This is a genomic window from Actinomadura macrotermitis (assembly GCF_009604375.1).
Classification (GTDB): Bacteria; Actinomycetota; Actinomycetes; order Streptosporangiales; family Streptosporangiaceae; genus Spirillospora; species Spirillospora macrotermitis.
The window spans coordinates 1,283,476-1,306,022 of sequence record NZ_WEGH01000001.1 but is presented as its reverse complement, the minus strand read 5'-3'; the positions used below and the strand labels follow the sequence as shown (position 1 = coordinate 1,306,022).

Below are 22,547 nucleotides of genomic sequence, written 5' to 3'. Positions count from 1 at the left end.
AAGTCGCGCGGGCGCGCACCCGCGGGCGCACCGAGACCGCCATCTCTCATGATGAGACGGTTGCTCAGGTCGTGAGACGTTGCGGTAGAGTGCGCACATGGCTTCCCGCAGCATCCGACTCGCGGTCGTCCCTGGTGACGGCATCGGTCCCGAGGTGGTCGCCGAGGGGCTGAAGGTCCTCGAGGCCGTCGCCCCCGCCCACGACCTGAAGTTCGAGCAGACCGCCTACGACCTGGGCGCCGCCCGCTGGCACCGCACGGGCGAGACGCTGCCCGACTCGGTCCTGGCGGAGCTGCGCGACCAGGACGTCATCCTGCTCGGCGCGATCGGCGACCCCACCGTGCCGTCGGGCACGCTGGAGCGCGGGCTGCTGCTGCGGGCCCGGTTCGAGCTGGACCACTACGTCAACCTGCGCCCGGTGAAGCTGTTCCCGGGCGTGGCCACCCCGCTGGCCGGCGTCACCCCGGACGACATCGACATGATCGTCGTCCGCGAGGGCACCGAGAGCCTGTACGCGGGCACCGGCGGCGTGCTGCGCAAGGGCACCCCGCACGAGATCGCCACCCAGGAGAGCGTCAACACCGCGCACGGCGTCGAGCGGGTCATCCGCTACGCCTTCGAGGTCGCCGCCAATCGGCCGCGCCGCAAGCTCACCCTGGTGCACAAGGACAACGTCCTCACCTACGCCGGCGAGCTCTACCAGCGGATCCTCAAGCAGGTCGGCGCGGAGTTCCCGCAGGTCGGCACGGACTACGTGCACGTGGACGCGGCCACGATGTTCTTCGTCACCCAGCCGCAGCGCTTCGACGTCGTGGTCACCGACAACCTGTTCGGCGACATCATCACCGACATCGGCGCCGCGATCGCGGGCGGCATCGGCCTGGCCGCCTCGGGCAACCTCAACCCCTCGGGCGCCGCCCCCTCGATGTTCGAGCCGGTGCACGGCAGCGCCCCCGACATCGCCGGGCAGGCCAAGGCCGACCCGACCGCGACGATCCTGTCGGTCGCCATGCTGCTGGACCACGTCGGCGCGCCCGCCGCCGCGCGCGCCGTCGAGGCGGCCGTCGCCGCCGACCTGACCGAGCGCGCGGGCCTCGGCGCCCGCGCCACCTCCCAGATCGGCGACGCCATCGCCAAGCGAGTAGCCGGCTAGCGGCGCGCCATCTTCCGGACACTCCGGGCGCGCCCCACGGCGCGCCCGGTTTTCCGTATGCGCCGTGACCGAGGAGTGGGGCTAGACGAAGTACGACAATAGGGACTAAGGAAGGCCGAGGCGGCAACGGGGCCGCACCCGGCGATCCGCGAGAGGACCACACCAGATGAGCAGCACCCTGGACTTCGACGTCACGCTGACCGAGCGGCCGACGCCCGCCGAGGAGCGTGCGCGCATCCTCGCCGACCCGGGCTGGGGCCAGCACTTCACCGACCACATGGTCACCATCCGGTACAGCGCGGACAAGGGCTGGCACGACGCCCGGCTCCAGCCGTACGGGCCGATCTCGCTCGACCCGGCCAGCCAGGTCCTGCACTACGCGCAGGAGCTGTTCGAGGGCCTCAAGGCCTACCGGCAGGCCGACGGTTCGATCGTCACGTTCCGCCCGTTCATGAACGCCGCCCGGATGAACCGCTCGGCGCAGCGGATGGCGATGCCGGAGATCCCCGAGCGGCTCTTCGTCGACGCGCTGGAGCTGCTGGTGCGCACCGACAAGGACTGGGTCCCCGGCACCGAGGGCTACAGCCTCTACCTGCGGCCGTACATGTTCGCCACGACCAAGCTGCTCGGGGTGAACCAGCCGGCGCAGGAGTACCTGTTCGTCGTGATCGCCTCGCCGTCGGGCAACTACTACGCGCGCGGCATCAAGCCCGTCTCGGTCTGGCTGTCGCAGGACTACACCCGCGCCGCCCCCGGCGGCACCGGCGCGGCCAAGACCGGCGGCAACTACGCCGCCTCGTTCGCCGGGCAGGCCGAGGCCGTCGCGCACGGCTGCGACCAGGTCGTCTGGCTGGACGCGGTGGAGCACCGGTGGGTGGAGGAGGTCGGGTCGATGAACCTGATGTTCGTCTACGGCTCCGGCGCGGACACCCGGCTGCTCACCCCGGCGCTCACCGGCACGCTGCTGCCCGGCATCACCCGCGACTCGATGCTGAAGCTCGCCCCCGACCTCGGCATCCCGGTCGAGGAGGGCAAGATCAGCATCGAGGAGTGGCAGGCCGGCTGCGCGTCCGGCGCGATCACCGAGGTGTTCGGCTGCGGCACCGCCGCGATCATCAGCCCGGTCGGCCACGTCAAGGGAGCCGACCGCGAGTGGGGCATCGGCGACGGCGGCCTCGGCCCGGTGTCGATGCGGCTGCGCGAGGAGCTGATCGGCATCCAGTACGGCACCCGCCCCGACCCCTACGGCTGGGTCCACCCGATCGCGTGAGCGCGGGAGGCCGATGATGGACGACGAGCTGAGCGACGCCTACTTCGGCGCCGTCTCCCAGCGGTGGGCCGGCCACCGCTGGGAGTGGCGGGCCGAACTGCCCTGCGGCGGCCGCCGGATCGAGGTGACGCTCGGCCTGCGCGACGAGCCGCCCGGTGACGCCGCCGCCGTCCTGGCGGCCGCGCGCGAGCCGGTGCGGCGGATCCTGGCCGGGGAGCCGGAGATCCGCCGCCGGGCGGCCGCCGCGCTGCTGCCCGCCGCCCGGGACTGGACCGAGGCGGCGGCGGGGCGGCGCGCCATCGCGCTGCCCAAGATCGTCAGTGACGCCGAGGACATCGAGCGGCGCATCGTCCCGGTCGCGCTGCACCTGGACCTCACGCCCGGCGCGGACGGCCGGATGCCCGGCCGGCTGTCCTACGACGACGACAAGATCTTCCGCGGGCAGGCCGTGCACGCCGGGCTGGCGGTGACCTCCGCCGGCCGGTTCACCGTCGCCGACGTGGGGTTCCAGAGCTGACGTCTCAGCAGGTGAGACGCGATGTGACGGATACGAGACGGGTGTGGCAGACTGGCGCCATCATGCGCAACAGCCTCGTCATTATCGGCTGGCGCGCCGGCTTCTAACGGGACACCGCCGGCGCGCAGACCTCTCACGTCCGTGAGGGGTCTTTTTGTTTCCCGGTACGGGCCGTTCCATCCCTCGGAGGGTTGCAGCACATGCAAGGCGATGGATTCCACCTCTACGACACCACGCTCCGTGACGGATCGCAGCAAGAGGGACTCAACCTCACGGTGGCCGACAAGCTGGCCATCGCGCGGCATCTGGACGACCTCGGCGTCGGTTTCATCGAGGGCGGCTGGCCGGGCGCCAATCCCAAGGACACCGAGTTCTTCAGGGTGGCTCGGACCGAGCTGAACCTGAAGCACGCGCAGCTCACCGCGTTCGGCGCGACCCGCCGGGCCGGAGTGAAGGCCGCCGACGACCCCCAGGTGGCCGCCCTGCGCGAATCCGGCGCGCCCGTCGTGACCCTGGTCGCCAAGAGTCACGACAGGCACGTCGAGCTGGCCCTCCGCACGACGCTCGCGGAGAACCTCGCGATGATCCGCGACACCGTCTCCCATCTTCGTGCGGAGGGCCGACGCGTCTTCCTGGACGCCGAGCACTTCTTCGACGGCTACCACGCCAACCGCGACTACGCCCTGGAGGTCGTGCGCACCGCCGCCGAGGCCGGCGCCGACGTCATCGCGCTCTGCGACACCAACGGCGGCATGCTGCCCGACGAGCTGGCCGACATCGTGCACGACGTCGTCTCGGCCGGCGCCCGCGTCGGCATCCACTGCCACGACGACTCCGGCTGCGCCGTCGCCAACTCCCTGGCCGCCGTCCGGGCCGGCGCCACCCACGTGCAGGGCTGCGCCAACGGCTACGGCGAGCGCAGCGGCAACGCCAACCTGTTCACCCTCGTCGGCAACCTGCAGCTGAAGCGCGGCATGCGGCTGGTCAGCGACGACCAGCTGGCGCAGATGACCCGGATCGCGCACGCGGTGTCGGAGGTGACCAACGTCGCCCTCGGCTCGCAGCAGCCCTACGTCGGCCTGTCGGCGTTCGCGCACAAGGCCGGCCTGCACGCCTCGGCGATCAAGGTGGACCCGAACCTGTACCAGCACATCGAGCCCGCCACCGTCGGCAACGACATGCGGATGCTGGTGTCCAGCATGGCCGGGCGCGCCTCGGTCGAGCTGAAGGGCCGCGAGCTCGGCTTCGACCTGTCGGGCGACAAGGCCAGGCAGGTGGTGGACCGGGTCAAGGAGCTGGAGTCCACCGGCCACACCTTCGAGGCCGCCGACGCCTCGTTCGAGCTGCTGCTCCGCGAGGAGCTGACCGGCGTCCGGCCGCGCCACTTCGAGGTCGAGTCCTGGCGCACCATCGTCGAGCGCCGCCCCGACGGCACGATGGTCAGCGAGGCCACCGTCAAGCTGCACGCCAAGGGCGAGCGGATCATCGCCACCGGCGAGGGCAACGGCCCGGTGCACGCGCTGGACAGCGCGCTGCGCGTCGCGCTCGGCCGGCTCTACCCCGAGCTGGCCAAGCTGGAGCTGGTCGACTACAAGGTGCGCATCCTGGAGGGCGCGCACGGCACCTCCGCCCGCACCCGGGTGCTCATCGAGTCCACCGACGGCGAGCGCGAGTGGGGCACGGTCGGCGTGGAGGACAACGTCATCGCCGCGTCCTGGCAGGCGCTGGAGGAGGCCGTCACCTACGGTCTGCTGCACGCCGGCTACGAGGCGGGCTGAGCGGGAATCACCGGGCCGGTCGCGGGCATTGACGAGACCATGAGCCAACAGATCACCGACAACGCCGGCCAGGGCCGCTACGAGATCCGCGAGGACGGCGCGCTCGCCGGCTTCGCCGAGTACCGGCTCGACGCGGGCTCCATCGTGTTCACCCACACCGAGGTGGACCCGGCCTTCGAGGGCAAGGGCGTCGGGAGCGCGCTCGCCCGCGGCGCCCTGGACGACGTGCGGTCGCGGGACCTGTCCGTGGTGCCGCAGTGCCCGTTCATCAAGGCCTGGATCGACAGGCATCCCGACTACCAGGACCTTCTCGCCTGAGCGACGGGACGGCGACGGCCGCGGACCCCTGCCGGGTTCCGCGGCCGTCGCCGTGTGCTCAGGCCTTCTTGGGCGAGGCGCTCTGCACGACCTCGAAGCTCCACAGCTCCGCGCCGCTCGACGCCGGGCCGCCGTGCCCGTGGCCGTGCCCGTGACCGGTGGCCGCGTCCCCGGCCGCCTCCTTGGCCGCCTGCGCGTGGCCGCGCTGGAACGACTGGCTCTCCGTCCAGCGCTGGAAGTCCTCTTCCGAAGCCCACTTGGTGTAGACGAGATAGCGGTCGGTGCCCTCCACCGGGCGCAGCAGCTCGAACCCCTCGAACCCGTCCGCCGACTCCACCAGCCCGGCCCGGCCGGAGAAGCGGCGCTCCAGCTCGTCGCGCATCTCGGCGCTCACGGTGAGAACATTGATCTTGACCACGGACATGCCGGACCTCCCTCGTTGCGGATCGGCTCGACCCTATCCGGCGGCCCCTGCCCCGCCCGTAGCGGCACTGAGCAGGGATCATCGCGTTCCGTGCCGAGGCAACTACATGAAAGTTCGCTAAATCTGACCAAAACGGTGGCGGAGCCGCGATGTGACGGCCACCATATGTAGCCAAGGCCGCGTGCCGTCGTCCGCGTGCCGGTCCCGACCCCCTTCCGGAGTGAACCCATGTCCGTCCGCCCCACGAGCGTTGAGTCCCTCGGCCATGCCGCGGGCGAGACCTGGGTGGACGTCGCCCTCGGCCTCGGCGGCCTCTACGAGCGCGACGGCGACCTGCGGCGGGCCGCGGACTGGTACCGGCAGGCCGCCGAGGCCGGGCGCGCGGACGCCCGGCTGCGGCTCGGCGACGTGCTCGGCCGGCTGGCCGACCAGCAGCGCCCCGGCCCCGCCGACACCGAGGACCTGCTGGCCGAGGCGAGCCGCTGGCTGAGCGGCGCCGCGGGCACCGGCGCCCCGGGCGCCATCGAACTGATCACCGATATGCTCAACCGGCACCAGCGGCAGGCGGCCCGGCGCGGCCTGGAGCCCGCCCCCGCCGGCTGACCGGCGCCCCCCGGGTGAACCGGACCGGCCCGCCGGCCGTCGGAGTGCCGATGACTCCCATGTGGCGCGAAGGGTGACGAGTTGAGCGGCGAGGACAGCGGGCGGGGTCCGGCGGACCACCGGCGCACGACCGAGTTCAAGATCCCGGCGAAGAAGCCCGAGCCCGGGCCGGTCGACCTGGACGCGACGATGTCCGACCCGCCGAAGCCGGTGGACCTGGACTCCACCGTCACCGACCCGCCCCGCGCGGCGCCGGTCGACCTGGACTCGACCATGACGGACCCGCCGCAGGCGTCCCCGCAGCCCGCGCCGCCGGCCGCCGCGCCCGCCACGGCCACCGACCTGCCGATGCAGCAGTCCACGGGGCCGCAGCAGGCGCCCGCCGGTCCTCCGCAGCCGCCCACCGGACCGCAGCAGGCGCCCGCCGGGTTCCAGCAGCCGGCGCCTCCGCCGCTGCCGCCGATCCCGGCCATCTCCTACCAGGCGCCGTCCCCGCCCGCCGGGTCGCCCATGCCGCCGGCCCCGGCCCCCGCGCCCGCGCCGCCGCAGGGCGGCCCGTCGCGCTCCCGTGGCCCGGTGCTGATCATCGCGGGCGTCCTCGCGCTGCTGGTCGTCGCCGGCGGTGTGGGCGCGGCGGTCCTGCTGAGCGGCGGAGACGGCAAGGACAAGCCGGAGGGGATCGCCGCCCCGCCTCCGCCCTCCTCCGCCCAGGCGCCGACGGGCAAGCCCTCGGGCCCGGCCTCCGGGCAGCCGTCCGCGCCCGCCGGGCAGCCGTCCCCGGGTCAGCCCACCGCGGGCCAGCCCACCGCCGATCCGGGCGGCGGCCCGCCCCCGCAGGGCGGCCCCAGCGTGCCGCCCGCGACCGCCCCGCCGGTCGGCCCGCTGGTGCAGGGCAAGAACGTCACCTACCAGCTCGTCCAGCAGGACGAGGGCTACTACGAGGGCCGGGTGACCTTCACCAACACCACCGGCAAGCCGATGCGCTCCTGGAAGCTCACCTTCGAGGCGCCGCGCTCCTACGTGAAGAACCTGTGGGGCGGCAAGCTGGTGCGGCGCGGCTCGAAGGTGGAGATCCGCAACGCCGACGGCGCCCCGGCCGTCCCCGTCGGAGCCGTCTGGGAGATCCGCTACGGCGCCGGGGGCACGGCCGCGCAGCCGCGCGGCTGCCGCCTGAACGACCGCCCGTGCGGCTTCTGACCTGATCGCGGGTCCCGGGTCGATAGGCTCGGGACCATGCGTATCGCGAGGTTCTCCACCGACGAGGGCATGGCCTTCGGGGTGGTCGAAGAGAACACCATCGCCGTCGTCGCGCCCCATCCGTTCGGGGAGCTGACCTTCACCGGGCAGCGGCTCCCGCTGGCCGACGTGCGGCTGCTGGCGCCGATCCTGCCGAGCAAGATCATCGCGATCGGCAAGAACTACGCCGAGCACGCCCGGGAGATGGGCGGTGAGCCGCCCGCCGAGCCGGTGCTGTTCAGCAAGCCCTCCACCGCCGTGATCGGCCCGGGCGAGAACATCGCCTACCCCGAGAAGCTGTCCGAGCGGGTGGACTACGAGGGCGAGCTGGCCGTCGTCATCGGCCGGCTGGTGCGCGAGCTGCCGGCCTCGCGCGCCGCCGAGGCCATCCTCGGCTACACCGTGGCCAACGACGTCACGGCCCGCGACCTGCAGCAGCGCGACGGCCAGTGGACCCGCGCCAAGGGCTTCGACACCTTCTGCCCGCTCGGCCCCTGGATCGAGACCGAGGTCGACCCGGCCGACCTGGCGATCACCACCACGGTCAACGGCGAGGTCCGCCAGGACGCCCGCACCTCGCAGCTGCAGCACGACATCCCGAGCCTGGTCGCCTACGTCAGCCAGGTGATGACGCTGCTGCCCGGCGACGTCATCCTCACCGGCACGCCGGCGGGCGTCGGCCCGCTGGAGGTCGGCGACGAGGTGACCGTCACGGTCGAGGGCGTCGGCGCCCTCACCAACCGCGTCGTCTCCCGGGACTGACCCCGGGCCCGGCCCCCGCGCACCGGTGCCCCCGGCCCGCCTCCACGGCGGCCGGGGGCACCGCCGTTCCAGCGGGCTTCGCCTGCCGCGACGGCCTTCTGGAGGGCTTCCCAAGGCGGTTCGGTTATTCGTTTTGGCGCATCCCGAAAGGTCCTGTAGTCTCTTCGAGGCGCGAGCGAACAGCCGGGAAAACCGGAGGGGAGCTCACGGCACTGGGGTATGGTGTAATCGGCAGCACGACTGATTCTGGTTCAGTTAGTCTAGGTTCGAGTCCTGGTACCCCAGCTGATCCGATCTCGATCGGATCGCGTACAGGCCCCCGTCGTCTAGTGGCCTAGGACGCCGCCCTCTCAAGGCGGTAACGGCGGTTCGAATCCGCTCGGGGGTACGCAGCGAAAGGCCCTGGCCGCTCATCGGCCGGGGCGGGTTCATGCAAGGCGAGCTCCCGTCGTCTAGTGGCCTAGGACGTCGCCCTCTCAAGGCGGTAACGGCGGTTCGAATCCGCTCGGGAGTACCCACGCGAAAGCCCCGGTCATCTTCGGATGGCCGGGGCTTTCGCATGTCCGGCGTCAGTACCGGTCCGGGCGCTCGGCCGCTGCCTGGGCGCGCAGCCGCGCCAGCGCCTCGCCGGGCGGCAGGAGGGCGACCGTGACGTCCCCGATCCGCCCGGTCGCACTGATCTCCCGGGTCCGGCCGTGCGGCCAGTCGCCGAACAGCAGCCCGGCGAGCGGCAGCCCCGGGCGGCGGCGGACGAGCGGGAGCACCACGTCGTCGTCCTGGCCGGGCGTGCAGATCCAGCAGGTCGGCGGCAGGCCGCGCCCGCCGGTCGGGCTGAGGTCGGGGTTGGCCCGCTCGGCCTCGGCCATGAGCAGCTCCAGCTCCAGGTGCTCGATGCCCTCCTCCAGCAGCTCGCAGACCCGCAGCCGGTCTCCGAGCGCCTGCCAGAGGGCCGGGTCGGTGCCGGGGCCGAACAGCCGGTCCAGGTCGGCGCGGGTGATGACCACCCGGGCGCCCGGGCCCGCGTCGTCCAGCAGCTCGACGAGGACGGTGCGCACGAAGGCGTCGGCGCCGGGCCCGGTCACGCCGAGGCCGGCGGGCCGCGCCAGCTCGGCGGCGAGCCCGGCCGCGCTCGGCGCCGGACGCCCGCCTCCGGCGGCGGGACGGGCCGGTGGCGGGGCGGGCGCCGGAGTGCGCCGCCAGGCCGCGATGCCCGCCGCGAGCAGCACGGCGCCGAGCCCGATGGGCGCCAGCGGGCCCTCGAAGGGCCTGTCGTCCGTTCTGGGCGCTTTGGGGGGTGCCAGGGCGATGACCGGCGGGGCCGCGGCCATGGGCGGCGCTTGGACGCGTCCAGGGCCCGCGGCCGGTCGCGGCGCGCCGTGCGCGGGCGGCGCGGCGAGCAGCATGCCGAGCGTCGCCGCCGTCGTCCCCTGCCACAGGAGCGTTCGAGCCTTCACCGGTGATCACCTCCGAGGTCATCCGATGTAAGCAGCGCGCGCCCGCCGCGCCCCCGCCCGACACGGCGGCCCGGCGGGAAGGTTGGCCTTCCGTGATCACTTCGATACCGAGCGCGCTCGATCGTGTCCTTGGCTGACAGGATCCCGTGTGGTCAATTAAAGTCATCGAGCAACGACATCGGGGGAGGCTCGAATGGAGCGCATGCGGCAACGGGCCGCCGGGGGGATCTCCCCGGCGGCGACACTCGCGGAGAAGGTCGAGTGGCTGATCGGCAACATGTGGCCGCCGGGGGCGGCACCGCCGCGCAACAACGTGGAGACGGCCGCCGCGATCGCCGCAGCCACCGGGGAGGACATCTCCTCCACCACCGTGTGGAAGCTGCGCACCGGCCGCCAGGACAACCCGCAGCTGAAGACGCTGACGGCGCTGGCCACCTTCTTCGGGGTGCCGATCGGCTACTTCGGCTTCCCGGTCGAGGCCGCGCCGATCGACGACGACCTGACCTTCCAGGCGCTGCGCCGCGAGGTCGACGGCGGCTCGGTCCGCGGTGAGGTGCTGCGGGCGCTGATCGACCTGTCGCCCGACGCCCGCCGGCTGGTCGACGAGATGATCCTCGCCGCCGCCAGGGCCGACCGCGCCCGGCTCGCCGGCGCGGGCTGACCGGGGCGGGCCGGGGCGGGCCGGCGCTCAGTCCAGGGCGCCGGCCACCCGGCCGAGGTGCAGGGCCGCGCGCAGGCAGGCGACCCGGTCGGCCGGCTCGGTGGTCCAGGCGGTGGCGGTCACCAGCGCCTCGGTGAGCGTCATCGAGAAGCGGCCGAGCGCCTCGGCCAGCTCCTGCCGCTCGGCGCCCGAGCCCGCGTGCACCGCGCTGCGCAGCGCGGGCGCGCCCGACAGCGCCCGGCGCGCCCGGCCCGCCTCGGCCAGCGCGCCGGCGCAGCCGGGCCGGGCGCCGTCGGCGTCGGGCCCGGCGAGCGCGGTGGCGGCCCGCTCCACCAGCTCCAGCCCGTCGAAGACGGCGGTGAGCAGGGCGGGCAGCGAGGCCGCGCCGTCCAGGCGGCCGGTCGAATAGGCGATGTGGTCGAGCATGGGTCCCCCGGTCCAGCGACTACCAAAAGCGACCAAAGTAAAATTTGTTCACTCGAGTCGGTGTGCTGTTCAGTCTGCGCGGCGGACCGGGGCCCGTCAATCATGATCGTCGCGTGTCGCGCCGGGGGACCTCAGCCGAGCAGGCCGCCGGCGACCGCCAGGTCCAGTGCGGCCTGGGAGGCGGGGGCCAGCAGCGCGCGCTCGGCCGGGCCGACGTAGCGGATCTCGTCGACCTCGCCGAGCGGCGCCGGCTCGCCGCGGTGACCGCCGGTGAAGCAGGCCATCCGCACGTGCGTGAAGTCCGGCTGGTCGTGCGCGGCGGCGCGCAGCACGCCGAGACCGCGGAAGGTGGCGCGCTCCAGCTCGACGCCGAGCTCCTCGCGCACCTCCCGCGACACCGCCGTCCAGTCGTCCTCGCCGGGCTCGCGCTTGCCGCCCGGCAGGTAGAGCAGGTCACGGCCGCGCGTCCGCACCGTCAGCAGCAGGCCGTCCCGGGCGTGCACCCAGGCGACCACGTCCAGTTCAGCCACGCGCGCCAGTCTCCCAGCCCGGTCAGAGCCGCCGGGACGCCAGCACGCGCTGCAGGAACTCGCGGGTCCGCGGCTCGGCGGGCTCGGTGAAGATCTGCTCGGCCGGGCCGCGCTCCAGCAGCACGCCCTGGTCCAGGAAGCAGACGGTGTCGGCGATGTCGCGGGCGAAGCCCATCTCGTGGGTGGCCAGGATCATCGTCATCCCGCCCTCCTTGAGTTCACGGATGATGCCCATTACCTCGGTGACCAGCTCGGGGTCCAGCGCCGAGGTGACCTCGTCCAGCAGCAGCAGACGCGGGTCGCACGCCATGGCCCGCACGACGGCCACCCGCTGCTGCTGCCCGCCCGACAGCCGGTCGGGGTACTCGCGGGCCTTGTCGGCCAGCCCGAAGCGCTTCAGCAGCTCCATCGCGCGCTGCTCGGCCTCGTCCCGCTTGCGCCGGTAGACCTGGACGGGCGCCAGCGTGATGTTCTCCAGCACCGTCATGTGCGGGAACAGGTTGTAGGACTGGAAGACCATGCCGATGTCACGGCGGACCCGGTCGGGGTCGGCGCCCGGATCGGTGATCTCCGCGCCGTCCAGCCAGATCGCGCCGTCGTCCACCGTCTCCAGCAGGTTCACGCAGCGCAGCAGCGTGGACTTGCCCGACCCGGACGCGCCGATCAGGCAGACCACCTCGTGCGCCGCGACGTCCAGGTCGACGCCGCGCAGCACGTGGTGGCCGTGGTAGTTCTTCCAGACGCCTTCGGCGCGCAGCAGCGGCTCGGTCATCGCCCACCCCCGGGGGCCCGGCGGCGCTCGGCGCGCGCCGCGAGATGGTCGGTGAAACGCGCCATCGGCACCGTCAGCGCGACGAACAGCACCGCCGCGGCCAGGTAGGGCGTGTAGTTGAAGGTGTCGGCCGAGTGGATCTGCGCCTGCCGCAGCGCCTCCAGCGGGCCGAGCACCGCGACCAGCGCGGTGTCCTTCTGCAGCGAGGCGAAGTCGTTCAGCAGCGGCGGGACGACCCGGCGCACCGCCTGCGGCAGCACCACGAACCGCAGCGTCTTGGCCTGGCCGAGGCCGAGCGAGCGGGCGGCGGCGCGCTGGGAGGGGTGCACCGAGTCGATGCCGGCCCGGAACACCTCGGCGACGTAGGCGCCGTAGGACAGCACCAGCGCCAGGCCGCCGAGCACCGCCGGGTCGCTCGGCATCCCCTGCAGGCGCAGCGCGGGCAGGCCGAAGCCGACCAGGTACACCAGCAGGATCGTCGGGATGCCGCGGAACACGTCGGTGTAGGCGACGGCGAGGGCGCGCAGCGGGAAGAACAGCGGGTTGCGCAGCCCCCGCGCGAGCGCGACGAGCAGGCCGACGGCGAGGATGACCGGCTCGGCGATCAGGAAGATCCGCACGTTCAGCCAGAAGCCGTGCAGCACGTCGGGGAACGCGCCGGTGAGCTCGTCCCAGTCGAAGAAGGTGGCCTTCACCCGGGGCCAGCCGGGCGAGGAGGTCACCAGCAGGCCGACGACGAGGAGGAACACCACGGTCGAGGCGGCCGCGAGCGCCCCCGACCGGACGCCCATGCGGCGCTGCCGCCGCTCGCGCTGGATCTGCCGCTCGCTCTTGACCCACTCGACCTGGGCGGGGGCGGGCGGCCGGTCGTTCGCGGTCACTTCAGGACCGGGGCACCGGCGGACGAGGTCAGCCACTTCTCCTGGATCTTGGCGAGCTCGCCCGACGACTTCAGCTCGCCGAGGGCCTTGTCCAGGCAGCCGACCAGGGGGTTGCCCTGCTGCAGGAGCAGCCCGAAGTGCTCGCCGCCGGCGCCGCCGCTCTGCGGCAGCTGCCCGACGATCTTGGAGTCGTCGACCTGCGCGGCGGTGACGTAGAAGGCGCTCGGCAGGTCCAGCACGAGCACGTCGGCCTGCTTGTTCTTCAGCGCGTTGACCGCGTCGATCTGGCTGTTGAACACCTTCGGCTGCCCGGCCGGCTTGATCTGGTCCTGCACGGCCTTCAGCGCGGTGGTGCCGACCTGCACCGCGATCTTGGCGCCCTTCAGCTCCGCGATGCTCGTGGCCCCGGCGTACTTGGAGCCCTTCATCGCGACGACGCCCTGCTGGACGTCGTAGTAGCCGGTGCTGAAGGTGACGGCCTTGGCGCGGGCCGGGGTGACCGAGACCTGGTTGATGTCGAAGTCGAACTTCTTCGGCCCGGGCGCGTAGGAGGAGTCGAACGACTCGGTGACCCACTTCACCTCGTTCTGGGCGAAGCCGAGCCTGCCCGCGACGGCGTAGGCCACCGCGCTCTCGAAGCCCTCGCCGTTGGACGGGTCGTCCTTCTTGAACCACGGCTCGAAGGCGGGCTTGTCGGTGGCGACGGTGAGCTGCCCGGCCGTGGTCAGCTTCAGCTTGTCCTTGGTGCAGGAGGCGGGCGCCGCACCGGGCTTCTCCTCCTTCTGCGGGGCGCAGGCGGTGGCGGCGATGGTGAGTGCGGCGACCCCGGCGAGGGCGGTCAGCAGGGAACGAGGGGCCAAGGCGTGCCTCCAGCGGAGCGGGTGTTCACGTGAAACGAAGCGGTCAGGCGGTGCGGAGCGTGAGGACGGCGGCGTCGGACAGGCCGAAGCGCGCCGCGGCCGAGCCCTGGTTGACGGCCAGGCCGAGCCGCCCGGAGGAGTCGACCCAGACCAGCGGCTCGCCCTCGGCGACCTTGCCGAAGGTCTCGGCGAACGGGACGCGGGCGGAGCCGCCGTCCCAGGAGACCTCCAGCGCGGTGCCGTAGGGCGGGTCGCCGAGCGCGGCGGCGAGGTCGTCCGGGCCGGCCGCCAGGATCAGGCTGCCGAACTGGTCGGTGTACAGGACGGGCGCGGTGAGCGTCCCGGCGGCCACCGCCGCGGCGGGCAGGTCCAGCGGCAGCAGCCCGGTGGCCGGCCCGAACTCGGCGATGTCCACGCCGTTCAGGGCGTGGGCGGCGGCGGGGGAGAAGATGTCGCGGCCGTGGAAGGAGTTCGACACCGCGGGCAGCCGGTAGGCGGGGTTCTCCAGGCGGTGCGCCGCGACGACGCCGCCGAGCTCCTCGGCCACCGGGACGAGCAGGCCGTTGTCCGGGCCGATCAGCACGTCGCCGCGCCCGGTGCGCACCGCCACCGGGTGCCGCGGGGTGCCGACGCCGGGGTCGACGATGCCGACGTGCACGCCGACCGGCAGGTAGGGCAGCGCCTGGCGGAGCAGCATCGCGCCCTCGACGATCGCGTACGGGGTGATCTCGTCGCTCAGCACCAGCACGTTCGCCGCCGGGGCGATCTTGTAGATGACGCCGGCGCAGATGGCGCTGTAGGCGGCGCCGAAGTCGGTGGCGAGGCTGGCGAACGGACGGTTCTGTGACAACGGACTGCCTTACGACCAGGGTGAATGACGGAGAGTCAGCCGTGACAGTAGCAAGCCCGATCGGGGATCCACCAATCGCGGGCGTGCGTCCCGTCCCAGGTCAGGACAGGGCGAACACGACACCGAGCAGCCCGAGGGCGACCGTGACGCCGGTGGCGAGCAGGATCGAGGCCGGGTCGGCGACGCCGTGGCCGCGCGCGAGCCGCCGCCCCCGGCCGCGGTGCTGGCGCCGCGTCCGCCGCAGCAGCAGCGACGCCCCGCCGCACACCACGATCCCGGCGAGGGCGGCCCCGGTCGTCGTCGGCGCGAACCGCACGCACAGCAGCCCCGCGACGATCAGCGCGAGGGTGGTGCGGGACCAGGCCAGCGCGGTGCGCTCGGGCTGCGCGCCGCGGTCCCAGAGCGTCACCGGGTGGCCAGCAGCGCCACCAGCAGCACCACCGCGCCGATGGCGAGGCCGTAGGACATCACCGGCGCGAGCGCGGGCAGCGGCAGCGTCTCGGCCCGCCGCAGCGCCCGCTCGGTGCGCAGCCAGCGGCGGAACGCCAGCGCCGCGATCAGCGCGCCGGTCGCCGCCAGCCCGGCGGCGAGACCGGACCGCAGCGGCGCGGCCAGCAGGTGCCCGCTGAGCGCCAGCCCGATGCCGCCGGCGATCATCGCGAGCGCGGTGCGGATCCAGGCCAGGAAGGTGCGCTCGTTGGCCAGCGTGAAACGCGGGTCGGGGTCGCTGCCCTCGGCCAGCAGCCGGTCGGCCCAGCGCCCGCCGGGGGTGGGGTCGGGGGTTTCCAGCGTGCTCATGGTGAATTCACTCTGCAAAGGTCGGCACGGTCGGGGGCGGCTCCATGTTATCCGCGCCCGCGCCGGTCCCGGCCGCCGCCGAATGGCGCGGAATTCCGACTTGATATGCAGGAATTGTTTTTTCCGGAGCGGGCGGGACGGCCGGCGCCCGGCCGTCCCGCCCGGCTCAGGCGGCCCTGCCTGCGGCGCCATCGGCCTCCGGGGCCGGGGCGTCCTGCGCCAGGCCGTCGTTGGACAGCGTCAGATAGATCAGGACGCCGCCGATGTAGGTGCACAGCCGTACCGCGTCGGGAATGCCGTTCCAGGTCTCGTTCATCCACATGCCGAACCATTCACCGGCCACGGCCTGGAAACCGAAGAACCAGAGGAACAGGCCGAGCGTGCAGCCGGCCACGCCCCAGCGCTTGGCCTGCCGGTAGACCGCGTCGGGGGCGCGCAGCGCGCGCACCTGCCGGTAGGCCGACACCAGGCAGCCCACCATGATCGCGGTCTCGGTGAGGATGACGCCGACGTAGCCGACGTGGTGGAACCACGGCCACTCGATCGCGCGATAGTTGATCTTGCTGACCTCGTGCAGGGCGGGCTTCTGCGCGTCCATCGAGAACACGTGCGAGACGAAGTTGAAGTTCGTCCAGTAGTCGGTCACGTTGCCGAAGACGACCAGCAGCGCGAAGCCGCCGACGGTGAAGGTGAGCAGCGCCTTGCTGGCGCGGACGAAGAACGTCGTGCCGAAGCGCGGCACGGCGGGAGGAAGGGAGGCCATGGGCTCGTTCCTTGCTCGGGCGGGTAGGGAGCGGACCCGGCGCCGAGCGCAAGAACAACGACCCCGGGATCCGAACGCCCGACCTTGCCTACGGCTCCCCGGCGGGAGTCCGTGACGGGCGTGGTCCACTGGCTCCGCCGCTGGACGCGGCGTCGCGGGCCCCGTGAGCCTGAGGTGTGACCTGCGCCTCCCAGTTTAGGGGATGCGCGAGTGGAATCGGACACACGCCTCAGGCGTCGCCGAACCGCCGCGCGGCGGCGTCCTCCTGCGCCAGCCGGTGCAGCGCCGTCAGCACCTGCTCGTACAGCACGGTCGACACCAGCATGCAGTGCATGCTGCGGGTGCGCGGCTCGCCGCCGGCGACCCGGCCGAGGCCGTGCTCGGCCACGTCCGAGGCCGCCCGGATGTAGGGGCGCAGGTCGGTCAGCGTGATCGGGAAGCCGAGCCGGCGCAGCTCCACGAAGGAGTGCGCGAGCAGGTCGCGGGCGGGCGCGCGGGGCGAGACCCGCCAGCCGAGCTCGCCGAGCAGGTCCTGCACGTCGCGGTGCGCGGCGCGCCGGTCGGGGTCGTCGGGCGGGCAGTGCACCGCCGGGCCGAGCGCGTGCTGGGCGGTGCGGAACAGCTCGCCGAGCCCGACCCGCTCGTCCTCCACCATCGCCACGATCCGCCGGATGGTGGCGACCGGCAGCTCGCCGAGCTCGCGCAGCGCCCGGATCAGCCGCAGCCGCTCCAGGTGGCGCCGGTCGTAGTCGGCGCGGGTGGCCGTGGCGCTGGTGCCCTTCGGCAGCAGCCCTTCCCGGATGTAGTACTTGATCGCTTGAACGGTCAGGCCGCTCCGGTCGCTCAGCTCGGAGATCTGCATGCCGCACCCCCTTCGGCAGGATCGTAGATCCGGCCGGGGGAGCGTAACGGCGCTTTCACGGAATGCAGTCGGATCGGCCGGTCCCGGCCGAGGGGGCGGGCTCAGCCGGTGGTCCGGCGCATGCCCTCGGAGATCTTGTCGGCGGCGGCCATCACCGGCCCGGCGTGCAGCCGCCCGGGGGAGCGGGTGAGCCGCTCCAGCGGCCCCGACACCGACACCGCGGCGATCACCCGGCCGCCCGCGCCGCGGATCGGCGCCGACACCGACCCGACGCCCTGCTCGCGCTCGCCGACGCTCTGCGCCCAGCCGCGCCGCCGCACCGAGGCCAGCGTGGTCGCCTCGAACCGGGCGCCGCGCAGCCCGCGGTGCATCCGGTCCGGCTCCTCCCAGGCCAGCAGGATCTGCGCGGCCGACCCGGCCGACATCGGCAGCGCCGCGCCGACCGGGATGGTGTCGCGCAGCCCGCTGGTACGTTCCGCGGCGGCCACGCAGACCCGCACGTCGCCCTGGCGGCGGAACAGCGAGGCGCTCTCGCCGGTCAGGTCGCGCAGCTGGGCCAGGATCGGCTGGGCGATCGCGAGCAGCCGGTCCTCGCCGGCCGCGACGGCCAGTTCGGCGAGGCGCGGGCCGAGGATGAAACGCCCCTGGGTGTCGCGGTGCACGAGCCGGTGGTGCTCCAGCGCGACGGCGAGCCGGTGCGCGGTCGGGCGGGCCAGACCGGTGGTCTGGACGAGCTGCGCGAGCGAGGCCGGACCGGCCTCCAGCGCATTCAGCACCAGAACCGCTTTGTCAAGTACGCCGACTCCGCTAGAGTTGTCCATGTCTTGATATTGCCGTCTCGTCATATGAGATGCAAGTCGAGTGGACGACCTCCGCGCGCAGTGAGGCGCCGGGACCCGATACAGGTGAGGTGGAGCGATGGGCCGCACATTGGCCGAGAAGGTGTACGACGCGCACGTCGTGCGACGTGCCGAGGGCGAACCGGATCTGCTCTACATCGACCTGCACCTGGTGCACGAGGTGACGAGCCCGCAGGCGTTCGACGGCCTGCGGCTGGCCGGCCGCGCCGTGCGCCGCCCGGACCTGACGATCGCCACCGAGGACCACAACGTCCCGACGACCGACCTGCTGAAGCCGATCGCCGACCCGGTGTCGCGCACCCAGGTCGAGACGCTGCGCAAGAACTGCGCCGAGTTCGGCGTGCGGCTGCACCCGATGGGCGACGCCGGCCAGGGCATCGTGCACGTCATCGGCCCGCAGCTCGGCCTGACCCAGCCCGGCATGACGGTGGTGTGCGGCGACTCGCACACCTCCACCCACGGCGCGTTCGGCGCCCTGGCCCACGGCATCGGCACCAGCGAGGTCGAGCACGTGCTGGCCACCCAGACGCTGCCGCAGGTCAAGCCGAAGATGATGGCCGTCACCGTGAACGGCGCGCTGCCCGAGGGGGTGACCGCCAAGGACCTGATCCTGGCGATCATCGCCGAGATCGGCACCGGCGGCGGCCAGGGCCACATCATCGAGTACCGCGGCGAGGCCATCCGGTCGCTGTCGATGGAGGGCCGCATGACGGTCTGCAACATGTCCATCGAGGCCGGCGCCCGCGCCGGCATGATCGCCCCGGACGAGACCACCTTCGCCTACCTCAAGGGCCGCCCGCACGCGCCGCAGGGCGCCGAGTGGGACGCCGCCGTCGAGTACTGGAAGTCCCTGCGCACCGACGACGACGCGGTCTTCGACAAGGAGATCGTCATCGACGCGGCCACGCTGACGCCGTTCGTCACCTGGGGCACCAACCCCGGCCAGGGCCTGCCGCTCGGCGCGTCGGTGCCCGACCCGTCCTCCTTCGCCGACCCGGCCGAGCGCCAGGCCGCCGAGCGCGCGCTGGAGTACATGGGCCTGACCGCCGGCACCCCGCTGCGCGAGATCGCGGTCGACACCGTCTTCGTCGGCTCGTGCACCAACGGCCGCATCGAGGACCTGCGCGCCGTCGCCGGCGTGCTGCGCGGCCGCAAGGTCGCCGAGGGCGTCCGCATGCTGGTCGTGCCCGGCTCCATGCAGGTCAAGGAGCAGGCCGAGCGCGAGGGCCTGCACGAGATCGTCTCCGCCGCGGGCGCCGAGTGGCGCGAGGCCGGCTGCTCGATGTGCCTGGCGATGAACCCCGACAAGCTCACCCCGGGCGAGCGCAGCGCCTCGACCTCCAACCGCAACTTCGAGGGCCGGCAGGGCCCCGGCGGCCGCACCCACCTGGTGTCGCCCGCCGTCGCCGCCGCCACCGCCGTCCGCGGCCGCCTGGCCGCCCCTGCCGACCTGTAAGGACATCCTGGACATGGAAGCGTTCACCACCCACACCGGGCGCGCGGTCCCGCTGCGCCGCAGCAACGTCGACACCGACCAGATCATCCCGGCGGTCTGGCTGAAGCAGGTCAGCCGCACCGGCTTCGACAAGGGCCTGTTCTCGGCCTGGCGCGAGGACCCCGCGTTCGTGCTGAACCAGCCGCAGTACCAGGGCGCGAGCATCCTGGTCGCCGGGCCCGACTTCGGCACCGGCTCGTCCCGCGAGCACGCCGTGTGGGCCCTGCAGCAGTACGGGTTCCGCGTCGTCATCGCGCCGCGCTTCGGCGACATCTTCCGCAACAACTCCACCAAGATGGGGCTGCTGCCGGTCGTGCTGCCCGCCGCGACCGTCGAGGCGCTGCAGACGGCGGCCGAGGACGACCCGGCCGCCGAGATCACCGTCGACCTGGTCGCGCGCGAGGTGCGCGCCGGCGACATCACCGCCGCCTTCGAGATCGACGACTACACCCGCTGGCGGCTGCTGGAGGGCCTGGACGACATCGGCCTCACCCTGCGCCACGCCGAGGACATCGCCGAGTTCGAAAAGGCCCGTCCGGCCTGGCTGCCGGTCACCGCCTGAGCGGCGCCTGACCGGCTCTGACACCCCCGGTCGAGCGCGGGTGCCTCCGCACAGAGGACAATCCCTGTGCGGAGGCACACGCGTACCGGCAGGGGGTCTGAATCGTGAGTGGCGTGGGGAACGAACCCGAGTGGGACGACCCGGTGCTGACCCGGCTCGCCCGCCGGCTGCGCGACGCCCACCGCCTCGTCGCGCCGCTGCCCCCCGAGACCCGGCAGCGGCTCATCCGGCACCTGCTGGCGATCACCGACCTGGCCAAACGCGACGCGGAACTGGCCGATCGCAGACTGGACGCGTTCCTGGCCGATTTCCAAGGAAGCCCCGATGCCCTATAGCGTGCGAGGTGGCCGGATCCGGTCCGGCGCCCTGGCGAGACAGGGACTAGGCCGACATAAACGCCTACGACACGGGAACTCTTCCGTTCAGGTGATTGTGTCGTTGCCTACGCTCCCTTAGTTTCGTTCGGGCAAGGGGGGAACCAGAGGAGTAACCCATGAACAAGCGTGAGCTGGTCGACGCCATCTCCGACCGGCTGGGCAGCAAGAAGGCCGCAGCCGAGGCCGTCGACGCCATCCTGGAGACGATCCAGGCCACCGTCGCCAAGGGCGACAAGGTCGCGATCACGGGATTCGGTTCGTTCGAGAAGGCCGACCGGCCCGCTCGTACGGCCCGCAACCCCGCAACGGGCAAGACCATCGAGGTTCCCGCGACGTCGGTGCCGAAGTTCAAGGCCGGCGCGGACTTCAAGAACCTGGTGGCCGGCAAGAAGTAGCCACACCCGCGGCGCCCGGGACCGTGAGCCTCACGGTCCCGGGCGCCGTTCGCGTTGTAGGGGTCGCGTCGTGCGGGTCGCGCCGCGCGGGGGCGGTGCCGTCAGGACGAGGCGGGCAGCGGGAACGTGGACAGCGTGATCACCGTGATCCGGTCCCCGTCCATCGCGAGCCGGACCCGCTGGCCGAACCGCAGCATCCGCAGGCCGCCCGCCGCGAACGCCGCGGCGTCGAAGGGCAGCTCGGACCCGTCGTCGAGCAGGACGCTGCCCGTCCGGGTCTCGCCGTCGTAGGTGCGCACCGTGGCCTGCATGGGCGCAATCCTAAGCCTCGCGGGCGAGGTCGCGCAGACCGGGCAGCAGCGCCGAAACGGCGGCGGTGCGCGGGCCGGTGCCGAGCGCCAGCGCCGCCAGCAGGTCCTCGGGGGTGTCCACGTCGCGGCGGACGCTGTCGGTGCCGTCCAGCAGCAGCTCCCGGGCGCCCCGCGCGCGGTGCGCCGCGCGCGAGCCGCCGCCGAAGGCCGGCGCGAACGGCACGCCGGGCCGCGCGGTGTACAGGGTCGTGCCGATGCCCGCCGCGTCCGGGACGAACGCCTCGGGCGCCGCGGCCGCCGCCTCCAGCACCCGCGCCAGCTCCGCCGGGCGCAGCGCGGGCAGGTCGGCCGACAGCGCGCCCACCCCCGCGTCCGGCGCCGCCTCCCGCCCCCGCCCGGCGCCGTGCACCAGGGCCGGGTTCAGCCCGGCGTCCGGCTCGTCGGCCACCACGGTCGCGCCGAGCGCGGCCAGCTCGGCGGCCGGCCGCGGATCGTCGGTGACCACGATCACATCGCGCACCGCCGGGCAGCGCAGCGCCGCGGCGACGGTGTCGGCGGCGACCGCCAGCGCGAGGTCCTGCCGGTGCGGCCCCGCCGCCCCGGACATGCGGGTCTTGGCCCGGGCCAGCACCTTGACCGGGACCACGAGCGACCACTGGAGATGAGAGGGACTGCGCTCTGCTGTAGACATGGCGAACTCGACACTATGCGCAAGCAACCGCGACACTTGAGGACACCCCACGTTCAGGCGTGGCCGGATCGAGGAGGAACGGGCATGAGCGACGGCTATTCGCCCGCCTGGCGAAGGTTCACGATCGTCATCCTGCGCCCGCTGCTGTACGGACTGCTCAAGCGGGACTGGCGCGGCCAGCGCAACGTGCCCCGCGAGGGCGGCCTGATCATCGCGGCGAACCACATCTCCGAGTCCGACCCGCTCGCGCTCGCCCACTTCGTGTACGAGTCCGGCCGCTACCCCGTCTACCTGGCCAAGTCCAGTCTGTTCGACGTGCCGGTGCTGCGCGCGATCCTGCGCGGCACCGGGCAGATCCCGGTGTACCGCGACAGCTCCGACGCCGCGCTCGCGCTGCGCGACGCCGAGGCGGCGCTGCGGCGCGGCGAGTGCCTGATGTTCTACCCCGAGGGCAGCTGCACCCGCGACCCCGACCTGTGGCCGATGACCGGGCAGACCGGGGCGGCGCGGATGGCGCTGAAGACCGGCGCCAAGGTCGTCCCGCTGGCCACCTGGGGCGCGCACGAGCTGCTGCCCTACAAAAAGGGCGAGCAGAGCGGCCTGCGCGGCCGGCTGAAGAAGGGCTTCCACCCCTTCCCCCGCAAGACCATGCGGGTCATCGCCGGGCCGCCGGTGGACCTGTCGGCCTACGCCGGGCAGCCGCTCACCAAGGAGACGCTGCGCGCCGCCACCGACGAGATCATGACGACGATCGCCGGGCTGCTCGGCGAGCTGCGCGGGACCGAGCCGCCCGCCGAGCTCTACGACCACCACAAGGTCCTAGCGGAGCGGCGCGCCGCCCGCGGGGACGTGGCCGCCCCCGACGCGGCCGTCTCCGCGGCGGCCGAGGCCGAGGCCGCCCGCGGCACCGAGGGCAAGGAGGGCACGTGACGTTCCGT

At 73.2% G+C, this 22,547-nt stretch carries 29 protein-coding genes and 3 tRNA genes; 17 read left to right on the top strand and 15 right to left on the bottom strand.

What is annotated here, in order from left to right; all coding sequences use genetic code 11:
• The first annotated feature begins 97 nt into the window (after window positions 1-97).
• The 5 genes from ACRB68_RS05820 to ACRB68_RS05800 all read left to right on the top strand — a co-directional run bounded on the left by ACRB68_RS05820 (window position 98) and on the right by ACRB68_RS05800 (window position 5,036).
• Window positions 98-1,153 (top strand): 3-isopropylmalate dehydrogenase, encoded by a 1,056-nt coding sequence (locus tag ACRB68_RS05820; RefSeq protein WP_153531137.1) that lies wholly within the window; start codon window positions 98-100, stop codon window positions 1,151-1,153.
• Window positions 1,154-1,319: 166 nt separating this feature from the next.
• Complete coding sequence (locus ACRB68_RS05815) at window positions 1,320-2,423, top strand: branched-chain amino acid aminotransferase (protein ID WP_153531136.1); 1,104 nt, start codon at window positions 1,320-1,322, stop codon at window positions 2,421-2,423.
• A gap of 13 nt (window positions 2,424-2,436) precedes the next feature.
• Complete coding sequence (locus tag ACRB68_RS05810; protein ID WP_153531135.1) at window positions 2,437-2,940, top strand: hypothetical protein; 504 nt, start codon at window positions 2,437-2,439, stop codon at window positions 2,938-2,940.
• 200 nt (window positions 2,941-3,140) lie between these two features.
• Window positions 3,141-4,718 (top strand): citramalate synthase, encoded by a 1,578-nt coding sequence (gene cimA, locus ACRB68_RS05805; protein WP_153531134.1) that lies wholly within the window; start codon window positions 3,141-3,143, stop codon window positions 4,716-4,718.
• 39 nt (window positions 4,719-4,757) lie between these two features.
• Window positions 4,758-5,036 carry a GNAT family N-acetyltransferase gene (locus tag ACRB68_RS05800; RefSeq protein WP_153531133.1) on the top strand — a complete coding sequence of 93 codons (279 nt, stop codon included), beginning with the start codon at window positions 4,758-4,760 and terminating at the stop codon, window positions 5,034-5,036.
• 58 nt (window positions 5,037-5,094) lie between these two features.
• Here the strand turns inward: ACRB68_RS05800 and ACRB68_RS05795 are convergent, their stop codons facing one another.
• Window positions 5,095-5,460 carry an antibiotic biosynthesis monooxygenase family protein gene (locus ACRB68_RS05795; protein WP_153531132.1) on the bottom strand — a complete coding sequence of 122 codons (366 nt, stop codon included), beginning with the start codon at window positions 5,458-5,460 and terminating at the stop codon, window positions 5,095-5,097.
• Window positions 5,461-5,688: 228 nt separating this feature from the next.
• Between ACRB68_RS05795 and ACRB68_RS05790 the strand changes: the two genes are divergently transcribed.
• The 6 genes from ACRB68_RS05790 to ACRB68_RS05765 all read left to right on the top strand — a co-directional run bounded on the left by ACRB68_RS05790 (window position 5,689) and on the right by ACRB68_RS05765 (window position 8,575).
• Window positions 5,689-6,063, top strand: a complete 375-nt coding sequence (locus ACRB68_RS05790; RefSeq protein WP_194293192.1) for a hypothetical protein — start codon at window positions 5,689-5,691, stop codon at window positions 6,061-6,063.
• Between the two features lie 81 nt (window positions 6,064-6,144).
• Window positions 6,145-7,260 carry a cellulose binding domain-containing protein gene (locus ACRB68_RS05785; RefSeq protein WP_153531131.1) on the top strand — a complete coding sequence of 372 codons (1,116 nt, stop codon included), beginning with the start codon at window positions 6,145-6,147 and terminating at the stop codon, window positions 7,258-7,260.
• A 36-nt stretch (window positions 7,261-7,296) separates the two neighbouring features.
• Window positions 7,297-8,061: a fumarylacetoacetate hydrolase family protein gene (locus ACRB68_RS05780; protein ID WP_153531130.1), complete on the top strand. Its 765-nt coding sequence runs from the start codon at window positions 7,297-7,299 to the stop codon at window positions 8,059-8,061.
• Between the two features lie 213 nt (window positions 8,062-8,274).
• Window positions 8,275-8,346 (top strand) — tRNA-Gln (locus tag ACRB68_RS05775).
• A gap of 30 nt (window positions 8,347-8,376) precedes the next feature.
• Window positions 8,377-8,449 (top strand) — tRNA-Glu (locus ACRB68_RS05770).
• 53 nt (window positions 8,450-8,502) lie between these two features.
• A tRNA-Glu gene (locus ACRB68_RS05765) sits at window positions 8,503-8,575 on the top strand.
• Between the two features lie 55 nt (window positions 8,576-8,630).
• Here ACRB68_RS05765 and ACRB68_RS05760 read toward each other — a convergent pair.
• On the bottom strand, window positions 8,631-9,515 hold the full coding sequence (locus ACRB68_RS05760) for a hypothetical protein (protein ID WP_153531129.1): 885 nt from the start codon (window positions 9,513-9,515) through the stop codon (window positions 8,631-8,633).
• Between the two features lie 202 nt (window positions 9,516-9,717).
• Here ACRB68_RS05760 and ACRB68_RS05755 point away from each other — a divergent pair, with 202 nt between their 5' ends.
• Entirely contained in the window at window positions 9,718-10,176 is a 459-nt protein-coding gene (locus tag ACRB68_RS05755) for an XRE family transcriptional regulator (RefSeq protein ID WP_153531128.1), read from the top strand.
• Window positions 10,177-10,203: 27 nt separating this feature from the next.
• On the opposite strand, the gene ACRB68_RS05750 is transcribed toward ACRB68_RS05755, so the two are convergent.
• The 11 genes from ACRB68_RS05750 to ACRB68_RS05700 form a co-directional block, all read right to left on the bottom strand.
• Entirely contained in the window at window positions 10,204-10,602 is a 399-nt protein-coding gene (locus tag ACRB68_RS05750; protein ID WP_153531127.1) for a hypothetical protein, read from the bottom strand.
• Window positions 10,603-10,733: 131 nt separating this feature from the next.
• Window positions 10,734-11,132 carry an NUDIX hydrolase gene (locus ACRB68_RS05745; protein ID WP_328593809.1) on the bottom strand — a complete coding sequence of 133 codons (399 nt, stop codon included), beginning with the start codon at window positions 11,130-11,132 and terminating at the stop codon, window positions 10,734-10,736.
• A gap of 22 nt (window positions 11,133-11,154) precedes the next feature.
• The gene (locus tag ACRB68_RS05740) at window positions 11,155-11,904 is read right to left on the bottom strand and encodes an amino acid ABC transporter ATP-binding protein (protein ID WP_153531125.1); all 750 of its coding nucleotides are present in this window, start codon (window positions 11,902-11,904) and stop codon (window positions 11,155-11,157) included.
• Entirely contained in the window at window positions 11,901-12,785 is an 885-nt protein-coding gene (locus tag ACRB68_RS05735) for an amino acid ABC transporter permease (RefSeq protein ID WP_328593808.1), read from the bottom strand. Before ACRB68_RS05735 ends, ACRB68_RS05740 begins: the two co-directional genes overlap by 4 nt.
• Window positions 12,782-13,645 carry an ABC transporter substrate-binding protein gene (locus tag ACRB68_RS05730; RefSeq protein ID WP_153531124.1) on the bottom strand — a complete coding sequence of 288 codons (864 nt, stop codon included), beginning with the start codon at window positions 13,643-13,645 and terminating at the stop codon, window positions 12,782-12,784. Before ACRB68_RS05730 ends, ACRB68_RS05735 begins: the two co-directional genes overlap by 4 nt.
• A gap of 43 nt (window positions 13,646-13,688) precedes the next feature.
• Window positions 13,689-14,495 (bottom strand): SAM hydrolase/SAM-dependent halogenase family protein, encoded by an 807-nt coding sequence (locus ACRB68_RS05725; RefSeq protein ID WP_153531123.1) that lies wholly within the window; start codon window positions 14,493-14,495, stop codon window positions 13,689-13,691.
• Window positions 14,496-14,595: 100 nt separating this feature from the next.
• Window positions 14,596-14,904 (bottom strand): DUF202 domain-containing protein, encoded by a 309-nt coding sequence (locus ACRB68_RS05720; protein ID WP_328593807.1) that lies wholly within the window; start codon window positions 14,902-14,904, stop codon window positions 14,596-14,598.
• Window positions 14,901-15,293, bottom strand: coding sequence for a YidH family protein (locus ACRB68_RS05715; protein ID WP_153531122.1), 393 nt, complete (start codon window positions 15,291-15,293; stop codon window positions 14,901-14,903). The genes ACRB68_RS05720 and ACRB68_RS05715 overlap by 4 nt, the downstream gene beginning before the upstream one ends.
• A 166-nt stretch (window positions 15,294-15,459) precedes the next feature.
• Window positions 15,460-16,056, bottom strand: a complete 597-nt coding sequence (locus tag ACRB68_RS05710; RefSeq protein WP_153531121.1) for a DUF2165 family protein — start codon at window positions 16,054-16,056, stop codon at window positions 15,460-15,462.
• Window positions 16,057-16,285: 229 nt separating this feature from the next.
• A complete protein-coding gene (locus ACRB68_RS05705; RefSeq protein WP_153531120.1) occupies window positions 16,286-16,918 on the bottom strand; it encodes a MerR family transcriptional regulator in 633 nt (210 codons plus the stop codon).
• 101 nt (window positions 16,919-17,019) lie between these two features.
• Window positions 17,020-17,739 carry an IclR family transcriptional regulator gene (locus ACRB68_RS05700; protein WP_153531119.1) on the bottom strand — a complete coding sequence of 240 codons (720 nt, stop codon included), beginning with the start codon at window positions 17,737-17,739 and terminating at the stop codon, window positions 17,020-17,022.
• Window positions 17,740-17,836: 97 nt separating this feature from the next.
• Here ACRB68_RS05700 and leuC point away from each other — a divergent pair, with 97 nt between their 5' ends.
• From leuC to ACRB68_RS05680, 4 genes are all read left to right on the top strand, one after another.
• On the top strand, window positions 17,837-19,234 hold the full coding sequence (gene leuC, locus ACRB68_RS05695) for a 3-isopropylmalate dehydratase large subunit (protein WP_153531118.1): 1,398 nt from the start codon (window positions 17,837-17,839) through the stop codon (window positions 19,232-19,234).
• A 13-nt stretch (window positions 19,235-19,247) separates the two neighbouring features.
• Window positions 19,248-19,835 (top strand): 3-isopropylmalate dehydratase small subunit, encoded by a 588-nt coding sequence (leuD, locus tag ACRB68_RS05690; protein ID WP_153531117.1) that lies wholly within the window; start codon window positions 19,248-19,250, stop codon window positions 19,833-19,835.
• A gap of 101 nt (window positions 19,836-19,936) precedes the next feature.
• Window positions 19,937-20,170, top strand: coding sequence for an SCO5555 family protein (locus ACRB68_RS05685; protein ID WP_456356035.1), 234 nt, complete (start codon window positions 19,937-19,939; stop codon window positions 20,168-20,170).
• Between the two features lie 158 nt (window positions 20,171-20,328).
• Complete coding sequence (locus tag ACRB68_RS05680) at window positions 20,329-20,607, top strand: HU family DNA-binding protein (RefSeq protein ID WP_153531116.1); 279 nt, start codon at window positions 20,329-20,331, stop codon at window positions 20,605-20,607.
• Between the two features lie 101 nt (window positions 20,608-20,708).
• Here the strand turns inward: ACRB68_RS05680 and ACRB68_RS05675 are convergent, their stop codons facing one another.
• Both ACRB68_RS05675 and cofC read right to left on the bottom strand, forming a co-directional pair.
• On the bottom strand, window positions 20,709-20,918 hold the full coding sequence (locus ACRB68_RS05675) for a hypothetical protein (protein WP_153531115.1): 210 nt from the start codon (window positions 20,916-20,918) through the stop codon (window positions 20,709-20,711).
• 10 nt (window positions 20,919-20,928) lie between these two features.
• Entirely contained in the window at window positions 20,929-21,609 is a 681-nt protein-coding gene (gene cofC / locus ACRB68_RS05670; protein WP_153531114.1) for a 2-phospho-L-lactate guanylyltransferase, read from the bottom strand.
• 84 nt (window positions 21,610-21,693) lie between these two features.
• Here cofC and ACRB68_RS05665 point away from each other — a divergent pair, with 84 nt between their 5' ends.
• Complete coding sequence (locus ACRB68_RS05665) at window positions 21,694-22,539, top strand: lysophospholipid acyltransferase family protein (RefSeq protein ID WP_153531113.1); 846 nt, start codon at window positions 21,694-21,696, stop codon at window positions 22,537-22,539.
• Window positions 22,540-22,547: the final 8 nt, after the last annotated feature.

Coding starts and splice junctions, on each gene's coding strand:
- ACRB68_RS05700 (WP_153531119.1), bottom strand. CDS start 17,739: ATGGACAACTCTAGCGGAGTCGGCGTACTTGACAAAGCGGTTCTGGTG.
- ACRB68_RS05780 (WP_153531130.1), top strand. CDS start 7,297: ATGCGTATCGCGAGGTTCTCCACCGACGAGGGCATGGCCTTCGGGGTG.
- leuD (WP_153531117.1), top strand. CDS start 19,248: ATGGAAGCGTTCACCACCCACACCGGGCGCGCGGTCCCGCTGCGCCGC.
- ACRB68_RS05675 (WP_153531115.1), bottom strand. CDS start 20,918: ATGCAGGCCACGGTGCGCACCTACGACGGCGAGACCCGGACGGGCAGC.
- ACRB68_RS05680 (WP_153531116.1), top strand. CDS start 20,329: ATGAACAAGCGTGAGCTGGTCGACGCCATCTCCGACCGGCTGGGCAGC.
- ACRB68_RS05795 (WP_153531132.1), bottom strand. CDS start 5,460: ATGTCCGTGGTCAAGATCAATGTTCTCACCGTGAGCGCCGAGATGCGC.
- ACRB68_RS05705 (WP_153531120.1), bottom strand. CDS start 16,918: ATGCAGATCTCCGAGCTGAGCGACCGGAGCGGCCTGACCGTTCAAGCG.
- ACRB68_RS05820 (WP_153531137.1), top strand. CDS start 98: ATGGCTTCCCGCAGCATCCGACTCGCGGTCGTCCCTGGTGACGGCATC.
- ACRB68_RS05755 (WP_153531128.1), top strand. CDS start 9,718: ATGCGGCAACGGGCCGCCGGGGGGATCTCCCCGGCGGCGACACTCGCG.
- ACRB68_RS05790 (WP_194293192.1), top strand. CDS start 5,689: ATGTCCGTCCGCCCCACGAGCGTTGAGTCCCTCGGCCATGCCGCGGGC.
- ACRB68_RS05715 (WP_153531122.1), bottom strand. CDS start 15,293: ATGAGCACGCTGGAAACCCCCGACCCCACCCCCGGCGGGCGCTGGGCC.
- cofC (WP_153531114.1), bottom strand. CDS start 21,609: ATGTCTACAGCAGAGCGCAGTCCCTCTCATCTCCAGTGGTCGCTCGTG.
- ACRB68_RS05710 (WP_153531121.1), bottom strand. CDS start 16,056: ATGGCCTCCCTTCCTCCCGCCGTGCCGCGCTTCGGCACGACGTTCTTC.
- leuC (WP_153531118.1), top strand. CDS start 17,837: ATGGGCCGCACATTGGCCGAGAAGGTGTACGACGCGCACGTCGTGCGA.
- ACRB68_RS05665 (WP_153531113.1), top strand. CDS start 21,694: ATGAGCGACGGCTATTCGCCCGCCTGGCGAAGGTTCACGATCGTCATC.
- ACRB68_RS05750 (WP_153531127.1), bottom strand. CDS start 10,602: ATGCTCGACCACATCGCCTATTCGACCGGCCGCCTGGACGGCGCGGCC.
- cimA (WP_153531134.1), top strand. CDS start 3,141: ATGCAAGGCGATGGATTCCACCTCTACGACACCACGCTCCGTGACGGA.
- ACRB68_RS05740 (WP_153531125.1), bottom strand. CDS start 11,904: ATGACCGAGCCGCTGCTGCGCGCCGAAGGCGTCTGGAAGAACTACCAC.
- ACRB68_RS05810 (WP_153531135.1), top strand. CDS start 2,437: ATGATGGACGACGAGCTGAGCGACGCCTACTTCGGCGCCGTCTCCCAG.
- ACRB68_RS05800 (WP_153531133.1), top strand. CDS start 4,758: ATGAGCCAACAGATCACCGACAACGCCGGCCAGGGCCGCTACGAGATC.
- ACRB68_RS05815 (WP_153531136.1), top strand. CDS start 1,320: ATGAGCAGCACCCTGGACTTCGACGTCACGCTGACCGAGCGGCCGACG.